Raw genomic sequence first — 18,455 nt, forward strand, 5'->3', positions numbered from 1 at the left:
TGCGGCGATGATCTCTCCAGCCTTTGCCTCGATACTTGCCAGCGGCCGCGCCCAGTTCAATGCGCGCGCACTGGAAGCGCGCCGGCGCTTTCCCGCGCTCGACATGGCCGCCTTCGGCGCCTTTTTGCACGACAGCGTCGATCCGCTGGTGGTGGCCGTGGCCGCCGCTGCGCCCGAGCGCGTGGGTAGTGTCACCCTGGCCGCCTACGACATGGCACTGGAGCTGGTGGGTCACGGTTCGGCGGGGCCGGCCGCGAAGAATCCCTTCCTGAACACTGTCTGGCGCGAGCTGGCGCCGCAGTTTTCGGGGCTGCTGGCGACGGCCCCCGTGGATGTGTTGGGCATGCTCAGCAACGCCGCCATCCACCTTGGCGCCGTGGCGGGCGCGCGTCCCGCGCAGTGGCAGCGCGAGCTCGCTGCCCTGGCAGCGCAGATCGCCACGCTGGGGCAGCTGCGCGCCGTGGGCCAGGTGCTGGCCTGGCGCGCCGGCGTCGCGCATTTCCGCGAGGGCGCGCTGGCCGCCGCCGACACCTTGCCACCAGCGCTGGCCCTGGCCGCATTTGGCGAGCCGGGAGCGCAATGGCCGCAGGTGCATGCGCAGTTACTGGCCAATCCCTGGCGCGGCAATGCCGAGGGCAGGGAGTTTGGCGCCTTCAGTGGCCTGGGTGGCGACTTCGGTACGCCGCCGCAAGTTCGCGCCTCGGCGGACGGTTTTGTCGTGCGCAGCGCCGAGCGTCATTATCTGCTGGTGGCCGATGCCTATGGCGCCGTGCTGCACGGCGCCACGGCGCAAGAGTTCGCGCAGGCGTACACCGAGCTGCCATCGTCCGTGCGCCTCGATGGAGCGACCCTGCATATCGGCGCGCGGCGTATCGAGCTCGACTTGCCGGCCGGCGACATCGCCCTTGCCGTCAATGCGCATACGCTCGCCATCACCTCACCTTATACGCATGCCATCCGCCTGTTGCCGCTTGCATGAAGAAGACCGCCGACACCACGCTGATCGATATCTGGCGCGCCGCCTGGCCCGAGGCCCTGGCCGTGTGGAGCAAATTTACGCGCCTGCGCGACCCGAGCCTGTGCGCCAGCCATGTCGAGGCCAGCAAGATGGGCCTGTCCGGCAGCTTCGCCATGATCCGTTTGCTGGACCAGAGCGTGGTGGTGGACTTGCCGCTGGTGACGGAGCTGGGCTTGCAAGACTATGCGCTGGAAGTGCTCGCCCATGAAATCGGCCACCACATCCTCGCGCCGGGTAGCGCCAGCGACCAGTTTCGCCTGCTGGCGCGCATGCGCCGCGCCTTGCCCACCCTGGAACAGCACGCGCCCATGGTGGCCAACCTGTACACGGACCTGTTCATCAACGACCGCTTGCAGCGCCAGGCGAATCTGCGCATGGCCGACATCTATCGCAAGCTGCAGCAGGGCAGGGAGCCTGCGCCGGATGGCCAGGCCAAGGCCGGCGGCGTGTGGACCCTGTACATGCGCATCTATGAAAACCTGTGGCAGCTGGATAAGGGGGAACTGGGTGGCGCGGGCATGGATAACGGCGCCGACGAGCGCCTGGACACGGATGCCTGGCTGGGCGCGCGCCTGATACGCGTGTATGCGAACGACTGGATGCTGGCCGCCGGCCGTTTCGCCACCTTGCTGCTGCCTTACCTGGTAGCGGATACGGATGCCCTGGGTGACAGTCTCGACCCCAGCCGCTATCTGCAGGACACGCGCGACGCCGCCCGCGGCTGCCAGACGTATGGCGCGCAGCAGATCGAGGATGACGAAGAGGGTGGTGCCATTCATCCCGTGCACGACAAGCGCATCTCGGGCCTCGAGGGTGAAGAGCCTCAGGCCAATGTGCCGGCCAGGGCGGGTGGCGGCCAGTTGCGCGAACCGTTCGAGCTTGGCGACATTTTGAAGGCCTCGGGCGTGGACTTGAGCGACCATGAAATCGCCATCCGCTACTACCGCGAACGGGCCTTGCCGCACCTGGTGGAGTTTCCCAGCCGCCCCGCGCCCGAGTCGCAGGAGCCGCAGATGGAAGGGCTGGAAGCGTGGGATATCGGTGATCCTTTGGCAGACATCGACTGGCTGCAATCGGTGCTGCAGTCGCCGCGCCCCGTGCCCGGCGTGACGACCGTGCGCCGGGTGTATGGCCGCGAACCGGCGCACGCCATCGACGCCATGCCCGTCGACCTGGATATGTACGTGGACAGTTCCGGCTCCATGCCCAACCCGCAGGCGCACACCTCGTTCCTGACACTGGCTGGCGCCGTCATCGCCCTGTCCGCCCTGCGCGCCGGCGCGAAGGTGCAGGTGACCCTGTGGAGCGGCAAGAAGCAGGTGATGCAGACGCCAGGTTTCGTGCGCGATGAAGACATGATCCTGGGCGTGCTGACGGAGTTTTTTGGCGGCGGCACCTGCTTCCCCATCCACTGCTTGCGTCAGACGTATGCGGCCAGGCGCGAACGGCCCGTGCACATTTTGATGATTTCCGACGATGGCATCACCACCATGTTCGACAATGATGAAAAGGGTAACAGCGGCTGGGATATTTCCGCCAGGGCGCTGGCGCAGGGCGGCGCGGGCGGCACCATGGCCCTGAACCTGGAGCGCGACTGGGATGGCGCTGCCAGCCACACCTGGCTGCAGCAGACCTATGACGCGCTGAAACGCGCGCGCCGCGAGCAGGGCTGGGATATCCACGCCGTCGAGCGCTACGAAGACTTGCTGGACTTTGCGCGCGCGTTCAGCCGGCGCCACTACGTGAAGTAAGAATACGACAAGAATATGCACACTCCCGGTCCCCCACTCGAAAACCTGACGCACCGCCTGGCCGACACGCCCGTCGAATTCCTCGCAGAACCGCGCATTGCCGGCGTCGCCAACGCGCAATCGGTGGCGGTTGCTGCGCTGGTCAATGACATTTTGCTGCTGCATGGCGCTCGCGCGCCGGCCGCGTCACTGCAGGGTTTTATCGGCGCGCAGGTAAAAGCGGACCGCAACCGGCTGGCACTGGCCATGATCGTGTGCTGGCTGCTGGCCGACGAGTGGTTCCTCGCCCAGCAGTTGCCGCAAGCAGCCTTGCTGCAAGTGCTGGGCGAGGGGGCGCGCGAGCTGGCTGCCGCCACGCCTGCCCACCAGTTTACCCAGGACCCCGAGCGGCGCGAGGAACTGGCGCGCATCGTGCTGGCGCGCCTGGGTTTTCGGCCCCTTGACGAAAGCGTGGCGCAGGCCACGGACAGATTGTCGGCCATCAGCGGCACGGAGCGCCGCCGTCTGCTCGAAGCGAGCCGGCTGGCGGAACAGCGCGCGCGGGAAATCCGCGAGGCGCTGGCAAAGAAGGCGGCCGAGGAATCGGCCGACAAGTGGTCGCGCGAATGACGCTCGCTGGCAAACCTGATGTCAATCTGCCGGGCGGCGCCTGGGAATCGGACCGCGACTACTGTCCAACGCTGACGCAAACGGGCGCGCGCATGCTGGAAAAAATGCGCAGCCATCCCGCAGCGCCCGTGTATCGCAACCGCAGCGGCAACAAGCTGCAGGCCGGCGAGGTGGCTGCCCTGCGCGCCTACGAACAGGAAGTCATGCAGGCGGAGATCGACTGGAGCGCTGACGCGCCGCCGTTCTGGCTGGCGGATTTTCTCAGGGCGACTTATGCCACGGTGCCGTACTTTCGTGCCTGCGGTTCGCCACCGGCGCGTCTCATCGATGCAACGCCCATCAGCCGCGCCGAACTGGCGCACGATATCGCCGCCTTCGTGCCCGACGATGCGGACCTGGCGCGCATGATCAACTTCCAGACCACGGGCACCACGGGGCACCCGCTGCTGATCGCCTCGCACCCGCTGGTGGCGGGGCGCTACCTGGCTTTCCACAAGCGCGCGCTGCGCCGTTTTGGCGTCACCCTGCGCCATGGTGCAGGCCAGGTGGGCGTCATGCTGCTGGGGCACCAGCGCCGCTGCTTTACCTACGTCTCCGTCACGCCCACGATGCACGAATCGGGCCTGGCGAAGATCAATCTGCACGTGGACGACTGGCGCGACCCTGGCGACCGCGCGCGCTACCTGGATGCCATGGCGCCCGAATTGATCGCGGGCGACCCGATCTCGTTTGCCGAGCTGCTGACCCTGCCCATGACGCACAAGCCGGCCGCGTTGTTGTCCGTCTCGATGATGCTGTTGCCCGGCATGCGCGCGCGCCTGGAACAACGCTTCGGCTGTCCCGTGCTCGACCTCTATTCGCTCAATGAAGTGGGGCCGGTCGCCGTCTACGATGAACTGGCGGGCGGCCACGTGCTGCTGCAGCACCGCTTGTATGTGGAAATCCTCGATAGTGCTGGCCAGCCCGTACCGGATGGCGCGCGCGGCGAAATCACGGTGACGGGCGGATTTAATTTCTGCCTGCCCCTGGTGCGCTACCGTACGGGCGACTACGCTGCGCTGGTGCATGGCCCCCACGGCCCCGTGCTGCTGGGGCTGGCCGGCCGCAGCCCGCTGCGCTACAGGACGATCAACGGTGAGTGGATCAATAATATCGACATCACGCATGCCTTGAAACCGCTGGCCATCGCCTTGTTCGGCGTGCACCAGCGTGGCGATGGCGGTGTCGCGCTGCGCCTTGCGCCAGGCGCCATGCCGCAGGCAGACCAGGCGCGCGCCTTGCTCGCGCCCTTTTTCGGCGCCATCACGGTCGAGACTTTGCTGGCGCAAGACAAGATCATTCAATACACCTCGGATTTGCAGGAAGCAGTGGCATGAACCTTTATAAACGCGGCCTCGTGGTGGGCAAATTTTGCCCGCTGCACAAGGGCCACGAACTGTTGATCGAGCGGGCGCAGGAGGCGTGCGAAGAACTGCTGGTGGTCAGTTATACCAAGCCCGAATTTCCCGGCCTGGAACCGGCGCGCCGGGAAGGCTGGCTGCGCGCGCGATTTCCCCGGGCTTTGCTCGTCGTGCTGGACGATGCGCGCCTGGCCGCTCTGTGCGCGGCGCGCGGCATGCCGGCGCGCGCGCTGCCGCATAACGACGCCGAAGGCGACGAGCACCGCCATTTCATGGGCTGGCTGTGCTGGACGGTGCTGGACTTGCCCGTCGATGCCGTCTTCACCAGCGAAGAGTATGGCCCCGGCTTTGCGCGCGTGCTGGAACGGCATTTTGCAGGCGGGCCGGTGGCGCACGTGAGCGTGGACCAGACGCGAACGCTGGTGCCCGTGTCCGGCACGCTGCTAAGGCAAGACCCGCAGGCGCACAGCGCCTTCCTGTCGCCCATTGTCCGTGCCGATTTTGTTACGCGCGTGTGCGTGCTCGGTGGAGAATCGAGCGGCAAGACGACCTTGACGCAAGCGCTGGCGCGGCATTTCGAGACGGCCTGGGTGGCCGAATATGGTCGCGAACTGTGGCAAAGCCAGGATGGCGTGCTGGCCTACGATGATATGCTCAGGATAGGCCGGGAACAGCTGCGGCGCGAAGCGCAGGCGCTTTTGGCTGCGCGGCGCTGGCTGTTCTGCGATACCTCGCCGCTGACGACGTATTTTTACTGCGGCGAGATGTTCGGCAGGGCCGAGCAGGAGCTGGCGCAGTTGGCTGAACACCGTTACGACCTGGTGCTGCTGTGCGCCCCCGATTTTCCCTTCATCCAGGACGGCACGCGCCGCGACGCGGATTTCCGCGCGCGCCAGCATGCGTGGTATCAGGCCGAGCTGGCACGGCGGGCGATTGCCTATGCCAGTGTCACCGGCACGGTGGACAAGAGGGTCAGGCAGGTGGCGCAGTTGTTGGCGGCGCCATTGGGGCAAATTTGGTGCTGACCGCTGCCAGTATCTCGTCCGACAAGGCGGCATCATCGACGGCACGCGCCAGCGCCACGGCACCTACCATGGCCGACAGCATGACGATGGCTTCCTGCCGCGGCTTGCGTTTTTTCTGCCACGGAAAATGCGTGGTCAGTTTTGCTAGGATGGATGTCAGATGGAAGGTGAAGGCGGGGCGCACGGCCGGCTGCTTGCGCGCGTCGCCTGCCAGCGCGGCCAGCAGGCAGCCATTTCCGGGCGCATCGCGGTGGGCCGCGCTCGCATAATCACGCACGTATTGGCGCATCGCTTCCGGACTGGCCGTGGCTGCATCGAGCGCAGCGCGCGAGTGCTCCGAGCCGTGCAGGGTGCTTGCGGCCATCAGCGCTTGCTTCGAGGCGAAGTGGTTATAGAAGGGGCCGTGCGTCAGCCCCGTCGCCTGCATGATCTGTCCCACACTGACGCCGTCAAAGCCCTGTTCTCGGAATAAGCGTGCCGCTTCCGTCAGGATGCGCTGGTGTTTTTCTGCCGTCTCGGCCGCAGGGTATCGCATGGTCTTCTCCTGGTCATCACACATTTCCGTTGACATCATACATGACGTACGTCATGATTGCAGCACTAATCATTACGATCATCATGATTAGTGCTGCACCGAAGCATGACGAGTGTCATGCTTGTGGTTCATTTAATTTCAAATTGACAACCTTAAAGGAATTATCATGAGTACAAGCAACATCCAAGGCACGGCCCTCGTCACTGGCGCATCGTCTGGTCTGGGCGCCGTGTATGCGGACCGCCTGGCCAGCCGTGGCTATGATTTGATACTGGTGGCGCGCCGGGTCGAGCGCCTGGGCGTACTGGCCAAGTCGCTGGCAGACAAGTATGGCGTGGCTGTGCGCGCCATGGCGGCCGACTTGTCCGCACCGGCAGACCTGCAGCGCGTGGCCAATGAACTGGCCAGCAACCCGGCCATCACCATGCTGGTCAATAATGCGGGTGCGTCGACGTTGGCGCCCGTCGCCGATACGGCTCGGGCGGGCATCGCCACCATGGACAAGGTCAATGTGACGGCGCTGGCCGAGCTGACGTATGCCGTGCTGCCGCAATTCAAGCAGCGCAAGGGGGGCACCATCATCAACATCGGTTCCGTGCTGTCCTTCCATAATCTGCCCGCCAGCACGATCTACAGCGCCACCAAGGGCTATGTGATGAATTTTACGCGGGGATTGCAGCAGGAACTGGCCGGCACGGGCATCGTGGTGCAACTGGTGTTGCCAGCAACGACGGCGACGGAAATTTGGGAATTGAGCGGCGTGCCCCTGACGCAGTTGGACCAGGCCACCATCATGCGGGCGGAAGACTGTGTCGACGCCGCGCTGGCAGGCCTGGACCAGGGCGAGCTGGTAACCTTGCCTTCGGTGCAAGACCAGGAACTATGGGAGCGTTTTGACGCGGCCCGCCTGGCCCTGTTCGCGGGCGCGATGCACGGCAAGCCAGCATCACGCTACGGCATCAAGGCGGCCGATTAAGGCGCGTTCAAGCCCTGTTCCAGGTCTTCGCGCACATCGTCGATAGGCTCGATGCCCATGGACAGGCGCGGCATGTCTCCGGATACGCCCGCCTTGGCCAGTTCCTCGGCATTGCGCTGGCGGTGCGAGTTGGAGGCAGCGTGGGTGGCCAGCGACCTGGCGTCGCCGATGTTGAGCGGGCGCGTGCACAATTGCAGGGCGTCGGGCACACGCGCGCCAGCCGTGCGCAGGGCCAGGGTCTCGACACCCTGGATCAGCTGGAAGGCGCTCATGGGCGAGTCGCCGCGCCCAAATTGCGCAGCGTGACGACGCGCGCGCGGCCGAACGCCTCCGTGTAGACGACGTCGTGATACGACACGTCCGGCTCGTTCAGGCGCTTGAAGCGTTCCTTGTGTTCGGCCCACGGGAATCTGCCGCTGTCGACGGTGGCGGGCGATATGGTCAAACACGGCATTCATGCGCCGCGCATAATCAGTGCGCAACAGGCCCGACGCCGTGGACGCCGAGGATGGGGCAGGGGAGCTCTTGGCGCCAATGATGGCATGAAGCTCCCTCAGGCGACCCTAGCGAAATGGCTGGGGCACCGCGTTCGACGCCGGCTCCGGTTTGTCGCGCAAGTCGTCGCTGTCTGCCGGTGCTGATGCCTCGCCCGGCGTTCGGCTGCACAGTTCCAATAGCCAGGCAAGCGAGCGATACGGGCGCCCCGTTTCGGACGACAGCCCGATCTCGCAGCTGCGGTTGGTCGATACGCCGCAGGCGCAGCCGTCCGGCAGTTCGGCATCGATCTTGCGCAGCGCGTGGCGGTTCAGTTCAGGGGCCGCGAAGCCCAGGTCGCCGCCGAAACCGCAACAGCCCACGCTGGCCGGTTGCACTATCTGCTCGGCACAGGCGCTCATCACGGCCTGCAGTTTCTTGTCTGAACCGCTTTTTTGCACCGAGCAATTAATATGCAAGGCAATCGGGCCGGCCTGTTTGACCAGATTGAGCTTGGGCAACAGCGCATCATGTGCAAATTCATGGAAATCGGACACGCTCAAGCGGCCGGCCATCTGCTGTTGCAAGCGCAAGGCGCAGGCGCTGGCATCGGTGACGATACGATAGCGCCCGTTTTCGGATGCTTCGGCCAGCGCCACTTCCAGCCGCCTGGCGCTCGCATCGGCCTGTTCTGGCAGGCCTTTGCTTGCCAACATCTGGCCGCAGCACAGTTGTTCTAGGCCGCGCGGTAGCCGCGGAGCGTAGCCGGCGCGCCGTAGCACTGTCTGGATTACGTCGGGCAGTGGCGCTTCTCCGGCCTGATCAGGTCCAAAGATGCGGCTGGCGCAGCTAGGGAAATACACCACCGGTTCGCCAGAGGTGGCGGCGGGGGCTGTTACTTTGGCAGCGGGGCGCGGCATGCTGCGCCGCCAGGCGCCGCCCGACACCTTGGTCAGCGTACGCGGGCCGACGATACTGGCGGCGCCATGGCCCAGCCGCAATCCCAGACGCGCAAGCAGGGCGACGGCGCCGAAATGTTCGCCGCTCCAACGCCCGATACGGCGCGCCGCATTGCCGTGCCGGCGGCCGCGCACATCGCGTACCAGGGCGCCGGTATCGATGCCGACCGGGCAGGCGCTGGCGCACAGGCTACAACCGGCGCAGGTGCCCAGTCCCATATACACGTAGTCCTCGGCCAGTTCGCCTGGCGCTTCGCCGGCGAGTTCGCGCCGCGACATTTCACGCCAGGCGATGATGCGTTGGCGCGGCGACAGCGTGAGTTGATGCGAGGGACACTTCGGCTCGCAAAAACCGCATTCTATGCATTTGTCGACCAATGCGGATGCCGTCGGCAGCGGCTTGAGATGCTCCAGATGGGCTTGCGGATTCTCGTTGAGAATGACGCCAGGATTGAGCAAGCCGGCAGGGTCGAAGCTTTGTTTGATCCGGTACATCAGAGCGGTCGCCTCGCGGCCCCATTCCTGTTCGACGAAGGGAGCCATATTGCGTCCGGTGCCATGTTCGGCCTTCAGCGAGCCCTGGTACTTGTTCACCACCAAATCGCACAGTGCCTCCATCAGGCGGCGATAGCGCTGCACTTCCTGCGCCTGGCCGAAATCCTGTGTGAACACGAAATGCAAATTGCCCTCCAGCGCATGGCCAAAAATGACCGCATCACGGTATCCGTACTGCTGCAACAAGGCTTGCAGATCGAGCGTCGCGGCGGCCAGCGATTCGAGCGGGAAGGCGACATCTTCGATGATGACCGTGGTACCCGTCGCGCGCATCGCCCCCACGCTTGGAAAGATACCCTTGCGTACGTTCCAGTAGATGTCGCATTGGGCAGGGTCGCTCGAAAAGCGCGCGGGCGCTATCGTGTCAAATGCTTGCAGCGCTGCCAATGCAGCCGCCACGCCACGTTCCAGGGTCGGCGCCTCGCCAGCGCGCACTTCGATCAGCAAGGCGGCCGCGCCGGCGTCCAGTTGTCGCAGCATCGGCGGCAGGCCGGCCTTGTTTTCGACCGAGCGCAGCGCGGCGCGGTCGAGCAATTCCACCGCCGCCACAGCCAGTGGCTTGAGCGCCTGCACGGCGGCGCAGGCGCCGGCGATGTCGGCGAAAAACACCAGCGCGCTGGCCTTGTGCCGGTGTTCCGGCACGGTGTCGTAGGTGATGCTGGAAATGAAGCCGAGCGTGCCTTCCGAACCTATCATCAGGTGACACAGGATGTCGATCGGATCGTCAAAGTCGATCAACGCGTTCAGGCTGTATCCGGTCGTGTTCTTGATCTTGTACTTGCGCCGGATCAGGGCCGCCAGCGCCAGGTTCCCGCGCGTTTCGCGGCCCAGTTGCGCCAGCGTTGACAGCAGCGCGCCATGACTGCGCTGAAAGTCGGCGACACTGAGCGGGTCGGCGCTGTCGAGCAGCGCGCCATCGGCCAGCATCACGCGCATCGCGCGCATGGTGCGGTAACTGTTTTGCGAGGTGCCGCAGCACATGCCCGACGCATTGTTGGCGGCGATGCCGCCGATCTTGCAGGTGGCGATCGAGGCCGGGTCGGGGCCGATCTTGCGGCCCAGCGGCGCCAGGCGGCGATTGACTTCGGCGCCTATCATGCCCGGCCCCAGTCGCACGCTCAGTGCACCGTCTGCCTGTGCGTAGGTGGCGAAGCCATCGCCCAGCAAGACCAGCATGCCGTCGGTCACGGCTTGCCCGGACAGGCTGGTGCCGGCGGCACGGAAGGTCAGGTGCATATGATGCTGGCGCGCCACCTGCAGCACATGCGCCACATCGGCCTCGTCTTCCACCACGACGACGACCTGAGGCAGCATGCGGTAGAAACTGGCGTCGCTGCCCCAGCTCAGGCGGCGCAGCTCATCCGTAATGACGCGCACGTCTGGCAAGCGTGCGCGTAGCGCCACGAGCAAGGCCGGATTCGGGGGACTCGATGCGCTGAGGGATCGGTTCATGTGGCGTGCTCCTGTTTATTATTTTCGGCAAGGCAGACGCCGTTATCATCATGGCCTTGCCATGGTTATTTTTATCACTGACATGCCGACGCTTCAGTCCCGCAAGGCCGTTCAGGACACCCGTTTGCAGCGCAAGGCCAGCAAATTGAGCCAGCGTTCCACGCCTTTCACATCGCTGCTGCACGATGCATAGTCGGTGACGGTGCGCGCTGCTCGCTCAAGCAGTTGAATATCCGCCTCGTGCTGGCGCGCCACATGTGGGTCTTCGAGAAACAGCACGCGGCGGCATTGGCGGTTCAGAATCAGTTCGGCAATTTGCGCATCGCCGCCCAGGGGGCCGCTGCGGAAAGGTCGCACCCAGTTGCGGCCTGCCACCTCGCCCTTGATCTTTTGCGCAAGCTGGTTCAGCAAGCCGCCTGTGGTGCCGGTGGCGCAGCGCATCGCGAAGCTGTCCAGCAATGCGAAATGCCGTTCGGCCAAGGCCAGCATGCAGCCTTTCATCGCGTCGTGCGCAATCAGGGCGATGCTTTCATTGGCCAGGTCAAAGGTGGAATCGAGCGTCGCATCGGGCGCCGCGCCAACTGCCACCGCTTCCAGTTCGAGCCACTCCCTGGCACCGGCCAGGGTCGACAGGAAGGGTTTGCCATGAATGACGCATTGACGTTTCAAGGCCAGCGCTTCGGGGAAATTGGACGAGGGGTCGAGCGGGTCCATCAAATAAATCACCGCGTCCAGGGCTTTGGCCGGATCGCTCTCGACGACGCGCGACACCAGCATCATCAGGCCGCCTTCGCGGCCATAAGGAAAGCGCTCGATCGATGGATAGTCCGGCAACAGACCGTGGCTCAATATCGCATCGAGGGTTCGGCCAACGACGACGAATTGCGGCTTGAGGTGGCTTTCGATTGCCATCTGCCCGCCCTGGAGCAAGCGCACCAGGGCCGAATCGGGAGCATCTTGATGCGCGCGGTTTGCAGCCAGGCCGATTCTGCAAGGGGGATAACGCAAGGGCATGTGGTTCGGCTTTCAAGGCAGCGGTGTATACGGCCTCGCGTCCGGAAAGGGCGCGAGGCACAATCTGTTTCACGGATCAGAGCGTGATTGTTGTTCCCAGCTGCTGGAGAAATTGCGCCAGCCATTGTGGATGGGCAGGCCATGCCGGCGCCGTGATGAAATTGCCATCGGTGACGGCATGCTGTATGTCGATGTCTGCGTAGAGGCCGCCGGCCAGCCGCACTTCCGGCGCGCAGGCCGGATACGCCGCGATGCGTTTTCCGCGTATCACATCAGCGGCGACCAGCAGTTGTGCACCATGACAGATGGCCGCGATCGGCTTGCCGGCAGCGTTGAATTGCTGCGTTATCTCGATGACGCGCTGGTTCAGGCGCAGATATTCCGGCGCGCGGCCGCCCGTGATCATCAGGGCGTCGTAGTCGCCCACCTCGACTTCATCGAAGCTGGCATTGAGCACAAACAGATGCCCCGGTTTTTCGGTATAGGTCTGGTCACCCTCGAAGTCGTGAATGGCGGTCTTGATCTTGTCGCCGCTCTTCTTGCCTGGGCAGACGGCGTGCACCGTGTGGCCGACCATTTGCAATGCCTGGAACGGCACCATCATTTCATAATCTTCTGCAAAATCGCCCGTCAAAAACAAGATTCTTTTCGCTGCCATGTGCTTCTCCTGTGTAAGTGCCTACTCCACACCGCTCCGGCCTGTTACGACGGCCATCTGCGGCAAACGCGGGGGAGTAGTGGGATTGGAATTAGAATTTATAGTTGTACAGCAGTGCCGCCAGGACGGCGCCCAGCAGCGGGCCGATGACTGGCACCCAGGCATAGCGCCAATCGCTGTCGCGCTTGCCCGGGATGGGCAGAATCGCGTGCATGATGCGCGGGCCGAAGTCGCGCGCCGGACTCATCGCGTAGCCGGTGGTGCCACCGAGCGACACGCCTATGCCCAGCACCAGCAAGGCAACCGGCAAGGCACTCATGGCGCCCAGTCCGAAGCTCGGCGCTGCCATGTTCAACACGGCAAACACGAGAACGAAGGTGGCGATCATTTCTGCGGCCAGGCTGCCGAAGGTGCCGCGGATCGCCGGGCCGGTGCAAAAGACCGCCAGTTTGGTGTCGCCATCGGGGGTGCTCTCGAAGTGCTTGTAATAGACGATCCATACCAGAAACGCCCCCATCATGCCACCGAGCATCTGCATGGCGACATAGGCGGGGACCTTTGCCCAAGGGAATTTCCCCACCACCGCCAGTGCCACGGTGACCACCGGATTGAGGTGGCCGCCGCTGGCGGCGGCAGTGCACAGTACGGCGACAAAGACCGCCATCGCCCAGCCGATGGCGATCACGATCAGGCCGCTGTTATGGCCCTTGGTTTTCTGCAAGATGACATTGGCGACCACGCCATTGCCCAGCAGGACGAGCAAAGTGGTGCCGATGAATTCGGCGAATAAAGGATTCATGTGAAGCTTCCAGTGAAGTGTGTGGGATGGGGCCTGGCGGATCAGACCGCATCGGCCCAGGCCTTGCTTGCGTTGACCGCGCGCTGCCATCCTTGCATGTGCGCCTTCACTGTGCTCGCGTCGAGCGCCGGCGTGAAACGGCGGTCCAGTTTCCATTGGTCCTGAATGTCGCCGACATCTTTCCAGTAGCCGACCGCCAGGCCTGCCAGATACGCGGCACCCAGGGCCGTCGTTTCGCTGATCTGCGGGCGCACCACGTCGACGCCGAGCAGGTCCGACTGGAACTGCATCAACAAATCGTTGGCCACGGCGCCGCCGTCGACGCGCAATTCGGTAATCTTGCCGCCCAAGTCGGCTTCCATGGCCTTCAATACGTCCAGCGACTGGTAGGCGATACTGTCGAGCGCAGCGCGCGCGATGTGGGCCGACGTGGTCCCGCGCGTCACGCCGAACAGCGTGCCGCGGGCGCGCGGATTCCAATGCGGTGCGCCCAGTCCGGCGAAGGCCGGCACCAGATAGACGCCGTCGCCATGCGGCACCGAGCGCGCCAGCGCCTCGATTTCCGAGGCACTCTTGATGATGCCGAGCCCGTCGCGCAACCATTGCACGACCGCGCCGCCGATGAAAATGCTGCCTTCGAGCGCGTAGTTGACCTGATCGCCTATCTGCCACGCGATCGTGGTGACGAGATTGTTCTTCGATTCAATCGGTTTGTCGCCCGTGTTCATCACCAGGAAGCAACCTGTGCCGTAGGTGTTCTTGACCATGCCTGGCTTGGTGCACATCTGCCCGAACAGCGCCGCATGCTGGTCGCCGGCGATGCCGGCCAGCGGCACGGCGGAAGCAAACAAGGTGGTTTTGGTGCTGCCGTAGACGGCAGAAGACGGATGGACTTCAGGCAGCATGCTGCGCGGGATATCCATCATGGCCAGCAACTCGTCGTCCCATTTCAGCGTGTGGATGTTGAACAACATGGTGCGCGATGCGTTGGTGACATCGGTGACGTGCTGTCCTTGCTGCGTCAGGTTCCAGACCAGCCAGCTGTCAACAGTGCCGAAGGCGAGCTTGCCCTGGTTGGCGCGTTCGCGCGCCCCTGGAACATTGTCGAGTATCCAGCGGATCTTGGTTGCGGAGAAATACGAATCGATCGGTAAGCCGGTCTTTTCCCGCACGATGGCTTCGAGGCCGCGGCCTTTCAGTTCATCGCAGAAATCAGCCGTGCGGCGGTCTTGCCAGACGATGGCGTTGTACACCGGGCGGCCCGTCTCGCGGTCCCAGACGATGGTGGTTTCACGCTGGTTGGTGATGCCGATGGCGGCGATCGATGCGCCATTCAGGCCAGCGTGCGTGACGGCTTCGGCTGCGACGCCGGCCTGCGTCGACCAGATATCCTGTGGGTCATGCTCGACCCAACCCGGCTGCGGATAAATTTGCGGGAATTCCTTTTGTGCCACCGAGACGATGTTGCCGGCCCGATCAAATAATACTGCGCGCGAGCTTGTCGTTCCCTGATCAAGCGCAAGAATGTATTGATCCTTCATCGCCATTTTCTGCATGTCTTATCTCCGTCTATAGTTGATTTTATTTGCCGGTCTTTGCCGCGCCGGTCACTCGGTAAAACTGTCATCCCGTGTCCATGGAGATGGCCCAGGCCAGGCAAGGCCGCCTGGAGCGGTGCGCATGGTCGGTCTTCAGCGCGGCGCGCGCCATTCGCTTCGATACCGGCGTGCGTCCATCGCTACTCCCATGGAGCCACTCCCGCTTGCAGCTGATGCGTGATCTACTGCGTAGCCATGCGCTTGATCCATTCCTCCAGGCGCGCCACATGCTGCGGCTGGCAGTGCAAGCCACACTTGGTTCTGCGCCAAAGGATGTCTTCGGCACAGCGCGCCCATTCCACCTCGAACAGATAGCGTGCTTCCTGTTCGTACACGCCGGGCGTCAGTTCCTCGCCCAGAGCCGTCATGCTGTTTGCCGTACCGAGCATGCGCCGGGCGCGGGTGCCATAGCAGCGCGCATAACGTTGCGCCAGTTTTCCCGGCAGCCATGGGTACTGGGCGTGTAGTTGTTGTGCAAAGCGTTCGAAGTCTATGCCCTCGACCAGCGCGCCCGCTTGTTGCAGGTCGCCGCCCGGCAGGGGCGCCGAGGCGGTCCAGTCCGGCGCATCGCGGCCCAGGCGTGGCAGCAGCATGGCCAGCGCTTCTTCCGACAGCTTTCGGTAAGTGGTGATCTTGCCACCCCAGATATTGAGGAAGGGGGCAGTGTCCGGGGCGCATTCGAGCAGGTAGTCGCGCGTTACCGCCGAGGCATTTTGCGCGCTGTCGTCGAGCAGCGGCCGTACCCCGGAATAGGTCCAGACCACGTCGCCTGGAGCAATCTGTTTGCTGAAATAGCGGTTGGCCACATCGCACAGGTAGCTCACTTCGCCTTCGCTGATCGTCACCTTGCCGGGTTCGCCGGTATATTCCAGGTCGGTGGTGCCGATCAGGGTGAACTCGTCCTGATAGGGAATCGCGAAGATGATGCGTTTGTCCTGGTTCTGGAAAATATAGGCGTAAGGATGATCGAACAGGCGCGGCACGATGATGTGGCTGCCCTTGACCAGCCGCAGTCCATGCGTATTGCTCACGCCTGAGGCGGCATTGGCAAATTGCGCTGTCCAGGGGCCGGCGGCATTCACGATGGCGCGCGCATTGACATTGATGCGACCATGCTGCTCGCTCTCCAGCGTGGCGTGCCAGCCCTGGCCTTCCTGCCGTACTGCCGCGCAGCGGGTACGGGTCAGGATGTTGGCGCCGCGTTCGCTGGCGTCCAGCGCATTGAGCACGACCAGCCGCGCATCGTCCACCCAGCCGTCCGAGTACACGAAGCCCTTGCGGAAGTCGCCTTTCAGCGGTCCGCCCGCCACGTGCTGGCGCAGTGACACGCCTTGCGAGGCTGGCAGGAAAGCGCGCCGCGCCAGATGGTCATACAGGAACAGTCCGGCACGGATCATCCAGGCCGGTCGTTGTCCGGCATCGTGCGGCATGACGAAGCGCAGCGGCCACATGATGTGCGGTGCCGTGCGCAATAGCAATTCACGTTCCTGCAAGGCCTTGCGCACCAGCTTGAATTCGTAATATTCAAGATAGCGCAGGCCGCCGTGTATCAGTTTCGTGCTGGCCGAGGAAGTGTGCTGGGCCAGGTCGTGCTGCTCGCACAGGATGACGCGCAAACCGCGGCCTGCCGCATCGCGCGCGATACCGACGCCGTTGATGCCGCCGCCGACGATTAAAAGATCACAGTCCTGTTGCGCTAGCTGCTTGATTGTCGATTGCATCATAATCCTGGAGGTAGTGATAGGCCGCTATGGGCTGCAAAAAGTGCATGTATTCACGGTGATGTTTCATCCAGCCACACGGTCGCAACCATGCGCCGTTCTGCCGCTGCCATGCGCGCATTCCAGCGATCCTAGGAACAGGAAGCCAAATGAGCTTAAGTGAATAATAACGCGCTCTTTTTTGTTTATTCTACGCACGTTCGAAAATTTAACAACATCTAATTCTTCTTTTTTGTTCGTTTCGATTCGTTTTCGCAACATGACAAGAGCGGCCATGAGCGGCGGCGTATAGGCAACTGCTCGCCGCTTGCCTGGCGCACGGACGTTCGCTGATCATCAATCCCGGCAGGAGTGCCGAAGAAGTCGCCATGGCATGGGCATGGCATCGGGGGAGGGGGCGGAGATATAGAGGCTCTGGGCTGGACCTGGGGTCGTTCCAGCTCAACCATGGGGACGACGACAGAAGCGTCGCTGGCGCTCTGCGTGAACGCCGGCTTCTCTTTACTGCATGCAGGAGCCTATCCCGGCAGGGTATGCATGCATGTGCCGGGACGGGTTTTCAGCCTGATTTCAGTCTGACTCAGGCCGCGTTCAAGGCCTGCTCCAGGTCTTCGCGCAAGTCGTCGATATGTTCGATGCCCACCGACAGGCGCAGCATGTCTTCGGATACGCCTGCCTTGGCCAGTTCCTCGGCATTGAGCTGGCGGTGCGTGGTGGAGGCCGGGTGGGTGGCCAGCGACTTGGCGTCGCCGATGTTGACCAGGCGCGTGAACAATTGCAGGGCGTCGAGCACGCGGGCGCCAGCCGCGCGCGGGTCTTCTCCGCTGGCCAGTTTCAGGCCGAAGGACAAAATGCCCGAGGCGCGGCCGTTCATGTATTTTTTCACCAGCGCGTGGTCCGGGTGGTCTTCCAGGCCTGCGTAATTGACCCAATCGACTTTCGGATGCTGTTTCAGGTGCTTCGCCAGTGCCAGGGTGTTGTCGCAGATGCGGTCCATGCGCAGGGCCAGGGTCTCGATACCCTGGATCAGCTGAAAGGCGCTCAAGGGCGAGATCGCCGCGCCCATATTGCGCAGCGGGACGACGCGCGCGCGGCCGATGAAGGCGGCGGGCCCGAATGCTTCCGTGTAGACGACGCCGTGATACGACACGTCCGGTTCATTCAGGCGCTTGAAGCGTTCCTTGTGTTCGGCCCACGGAAATTTGCCGCTGTCGACGATGGCGCCGCCCACGGTGGTGCCATGGCCGCCCAGGTATTTGGTCAGCGAATGGACGACGATGTCGGCGCCGTGTTCGATGGGGCGGAACAAATAGGGGCTCGGCACGGTGTTATCGACGATCAGCGGGATGCCGTGCGCGTGCGCGATCTCGGCCAGTTTCGCCACGTCCGTCACATTGCCCAGCGGGTTGCCGATCGATTCGCAGAAGATGGCCTTGGTGCGCGCATCGATCAGGGCGGCGAAGGTCTCGGGCTGGCGCGCATCGGCGAAGCGCACTTCGATGCCGATCTGCGGCAGGGTATGGGCAAACAGGTTGTAGGTGCCGCCATACAGCTGGCTGGCGGAGATGAAATTGTCGCCCGCCTCGGTGATCGTCTGGATCGCATAGGTGATCGCCGCCATGCCTGACGCCACGGCCAGCGCAGCCACGCCGCCTTCCAGCGCAGCGACCCTCTTTTCCAGCACGTCCTGCGTCGGGTTCATGATGCGCGTATAGATATTGCCGGCGACTTTCAGGTCGAACAGGTCGGCGCCATGCTGGGCATTGTCGAAGGCGTAGGCCACCGTCTGGTAAATGGGGACGGCGGCGGCCTTGGTGGTCGGGTCGGGGGTGTAGCCGGCATGCACGGCCAGGGTTTCGATTCTCATATTGTCTCCGGTGTCGATGGTATGCGGTGGTCAAATCCGCAGCC

Annotated in this window: 15 protein-coding genes and 1 pseudogene; 6 read left to right on the forward strand and 10 right to left on the reverse strand. The window is 63.7% G+C overall.

Annotation, left to right across the window (positions count from 1 at the left end):
* Positions 1-7 precede the first annotated feature (7 nt).
* Genes K0F85_RS14260 through K0F85_RS14280 form a run of 5 tightly spaced genes read left to right on the forward strand, consistent with a single transcriptional unit; the run spans position 8 to position 5,803 of the window.
* Positions 8-979: a hypothetical protein gene (locus tag K0F85_RS14260; protein ID WP_219116663.1), complete on the forward strand. Its 972-nt coding sequence runs from the start codon at positions 8-10 to the stop codon at positions 977-979.
* Positions 976-2,769 (forward strand): VWA domain-containing protein, encoded by a 1,794-nt coding sequence (locus K0F85_RS14265; protein ID WP_219116664.1) that lies wholly within the window; start codon positions 976-978, stop codon positions 2,767-2,769. Before K0F85_RS14260 ends, K0F85_RS14265 begins: the two co-directional genes overlap by 4 nt.
* Positions 2,770-2,784: 15 nt before the next feature.
* Entirely contained in the window at positions 2,785-3,378 is a 594-nt protein-coding gene (locus K0F85_RS14270; protein WP_219116665.1) for a hypothetical protein, read from the forward strand.
* Positions 3,375-4,754, forward strand: coding sequence for a capsule biosynthesis protein CapK (locus K0F85_RS14275; RefSeq protein WP_219116666.1), 1,380 nt, complete (start codon positions 3,375-3,377; stop codon positions 4,752-4,754). The genes K0F85_RS14270 and K0F85_RS14275 overlap by 4 nt, the downstream gene beginning before the upstream one ends.
* A complete protein-coding gene (locus K0F85_RS14280; RefSeq protein WP_219116667.1) occupies positions 4,751-5,803 on the forward strand; it encodes an AAA family ATPase in 1,053 nt (350 codons plus the stop codon). The genes K0F85_RS14275 and K0F85_RS14280 overlap by 4 nt, the downstream gene beginning before the upstream one ends.
* On the opposite strand, the gene K0F85_RS14285 is transcribed toward K0F85_RS14280, so the two are convergent.
* Positions 5,751-6,338 (reverse strand): TetR/AcrR family transcriptional regulator, encoded by a 588-nt coding sequence (locus K0F85_RS14285; protein WP_219116668.1) that lies wholly within the window; start codon positions 6,336-6,338, stop codon positions 5,751-5,753. The two genes, K0F85_RS14280 and K0F85_RS14285, sit on opposite strands and share 53 nt — an antisense overlap.
* Positions 6,339-6,504: 166 nt before the next feature.
* Between K0F85_RS14285 and K0F85_RS14290 the strand changes: the two genes are divergently transcribed.
* On the forward strand, positions 6,505-7,314 hold the full coding sequence (locus K0F85_RS14290; RefSeq protein ID WP_219116669.1) for an SDR family oxidoreductase: 810 nt from the start codon (positions 6,505-6,507) through the stop codon (positions 7,312-7,314).
* Here K0F85_RS14290 and K0F85_RS14295 read toward each other — a convergent pair.
* From K0F85_RS14295 to K0F85_RS14335, 9 genes and pseudogenes are all read right to left on the reverse strand, one after another.
* Positions 7,311-7,756, reverse strand: a pseudogene (locus K0F85_RS14295) (PLP-dependent transferase); the annotation flags it as partial. The gene K0F85_RS14290 and the pseudogene K0F85_RS14295 sit on opposite strands and share 4 nt — an antisense overlap.
* Positions 7,757-7,877: 121 nt before the next feature.
* On the reverse strand, positions 7,878-10,754 hold the full coding sequence (locus tag K0F85_RS14300) for an FAD-binding and (Fe-S)-binding domain-containing protein (RefSeq protein ID WP_219116670.1): 2,877 nt from the start codon (positions 10,752-10,754) through the stop codon (positions 7,878-7,880).
* Between the two features lie 111 nt (positions 10,755-10,865).
* Entirely contained in the window at positions 10,866-11,768 is a 903-nt protein-coding gene (locus tag K0F85_RS14305) for a methylglyoxal synthase (RefSeq protein WP_219116671.1), read from the reverse strand.
* A gap of 76 nt (positions 11,769-11,844) precedes the next feature.
* The gene (locus tag K0F85_RS14310; RefSeq protein ID WP_219116672.1) at positions 11,845-12,426 is read right to left on the reverse strand and encodes a DJ-1/PfpI family protein; all 582 of its coding nucleotides are present in this window, start codon (positions 12,424-12,426) and stop codon (positions 11,845-11,847) included.
* Between the two features lie 91 nt (positions 12,427-12,517).
* Positions 12,518-13,225: an MIP/aquaporin family protein gene (locus tag K0F85_RS14315; RefSeq protein ID WP_219116673.1), complete on the reverse strand. Its 708-nt coding sequence runs from the start codon at positions 13,223-13,225 to the stop codon at positions 12,518-12,520.
* A 41-nt stretch (positions 13,226-13,266) separates the two neighbouring features.
* A complete protein-coding gene (glpK, locus tag K0F85_RS14320; RefSeq protein ID WP_219116838.1) occupies positions 13,267-14,766 on the reverse strand; it encodes a glycerol kinase GlpK in 1,500 nt (499 codons plus the stop codon).
* Positions 14,767-15,005: 239 nt separating this feature from the next.
* The gene (gene glpD / locus K0F85_RS14325; RefSeq protein ID WP_257572776.1) at positions 15,006-16,547 is read right to left on the reverse strand and encodes a glycerol-3-phosphate dehydrogenase; all 1,542 of its coding nucleotides are present in this window, start codon (positions 16,545-16,547) and stop codon (positions 15,006-15,008) included.
* Positions 16,548-16,610: 63 nt separating this feature from the next.
* Positions 16,611-16,820 carry a hypothetical protein gene (locus K0F85_RS14330; protein WP_219116674.1) on the reverse strand — a complete coding sequence of 70 codons (210 nt, stop codon included), beginning with the start codon at positions 16,818-16,820 and terminating at the stop codon, positions 16,611-16,613.
* Between the two features lie 304 nt (positions 16,821-17,124).
* A complete protein-coding gene (locus K0F85_RS14335) occupies positions 17,125-18,411 on the reverse strand; it encodes an O-acetylhomoserine aminocarboxypropyltransferase/cysteine synthase family protein (protein ID WP_219116675.1) in 1,287 nt (428 codons plus the stop codon).
* Between the last annotated feature and the right edge of the window lie 44 nt (positions 18,412-18,455).

This window comes from Janthinobacterium sp. UMAB-56 (genome assembly GCF_900095265.1).
Classification (GTDB): domain Bacteria; phylum Pseudomonadota; class Gammaproteobacteria; order Burkholderiales; family Burkholderiaceae_D; genus Janthinobacterium.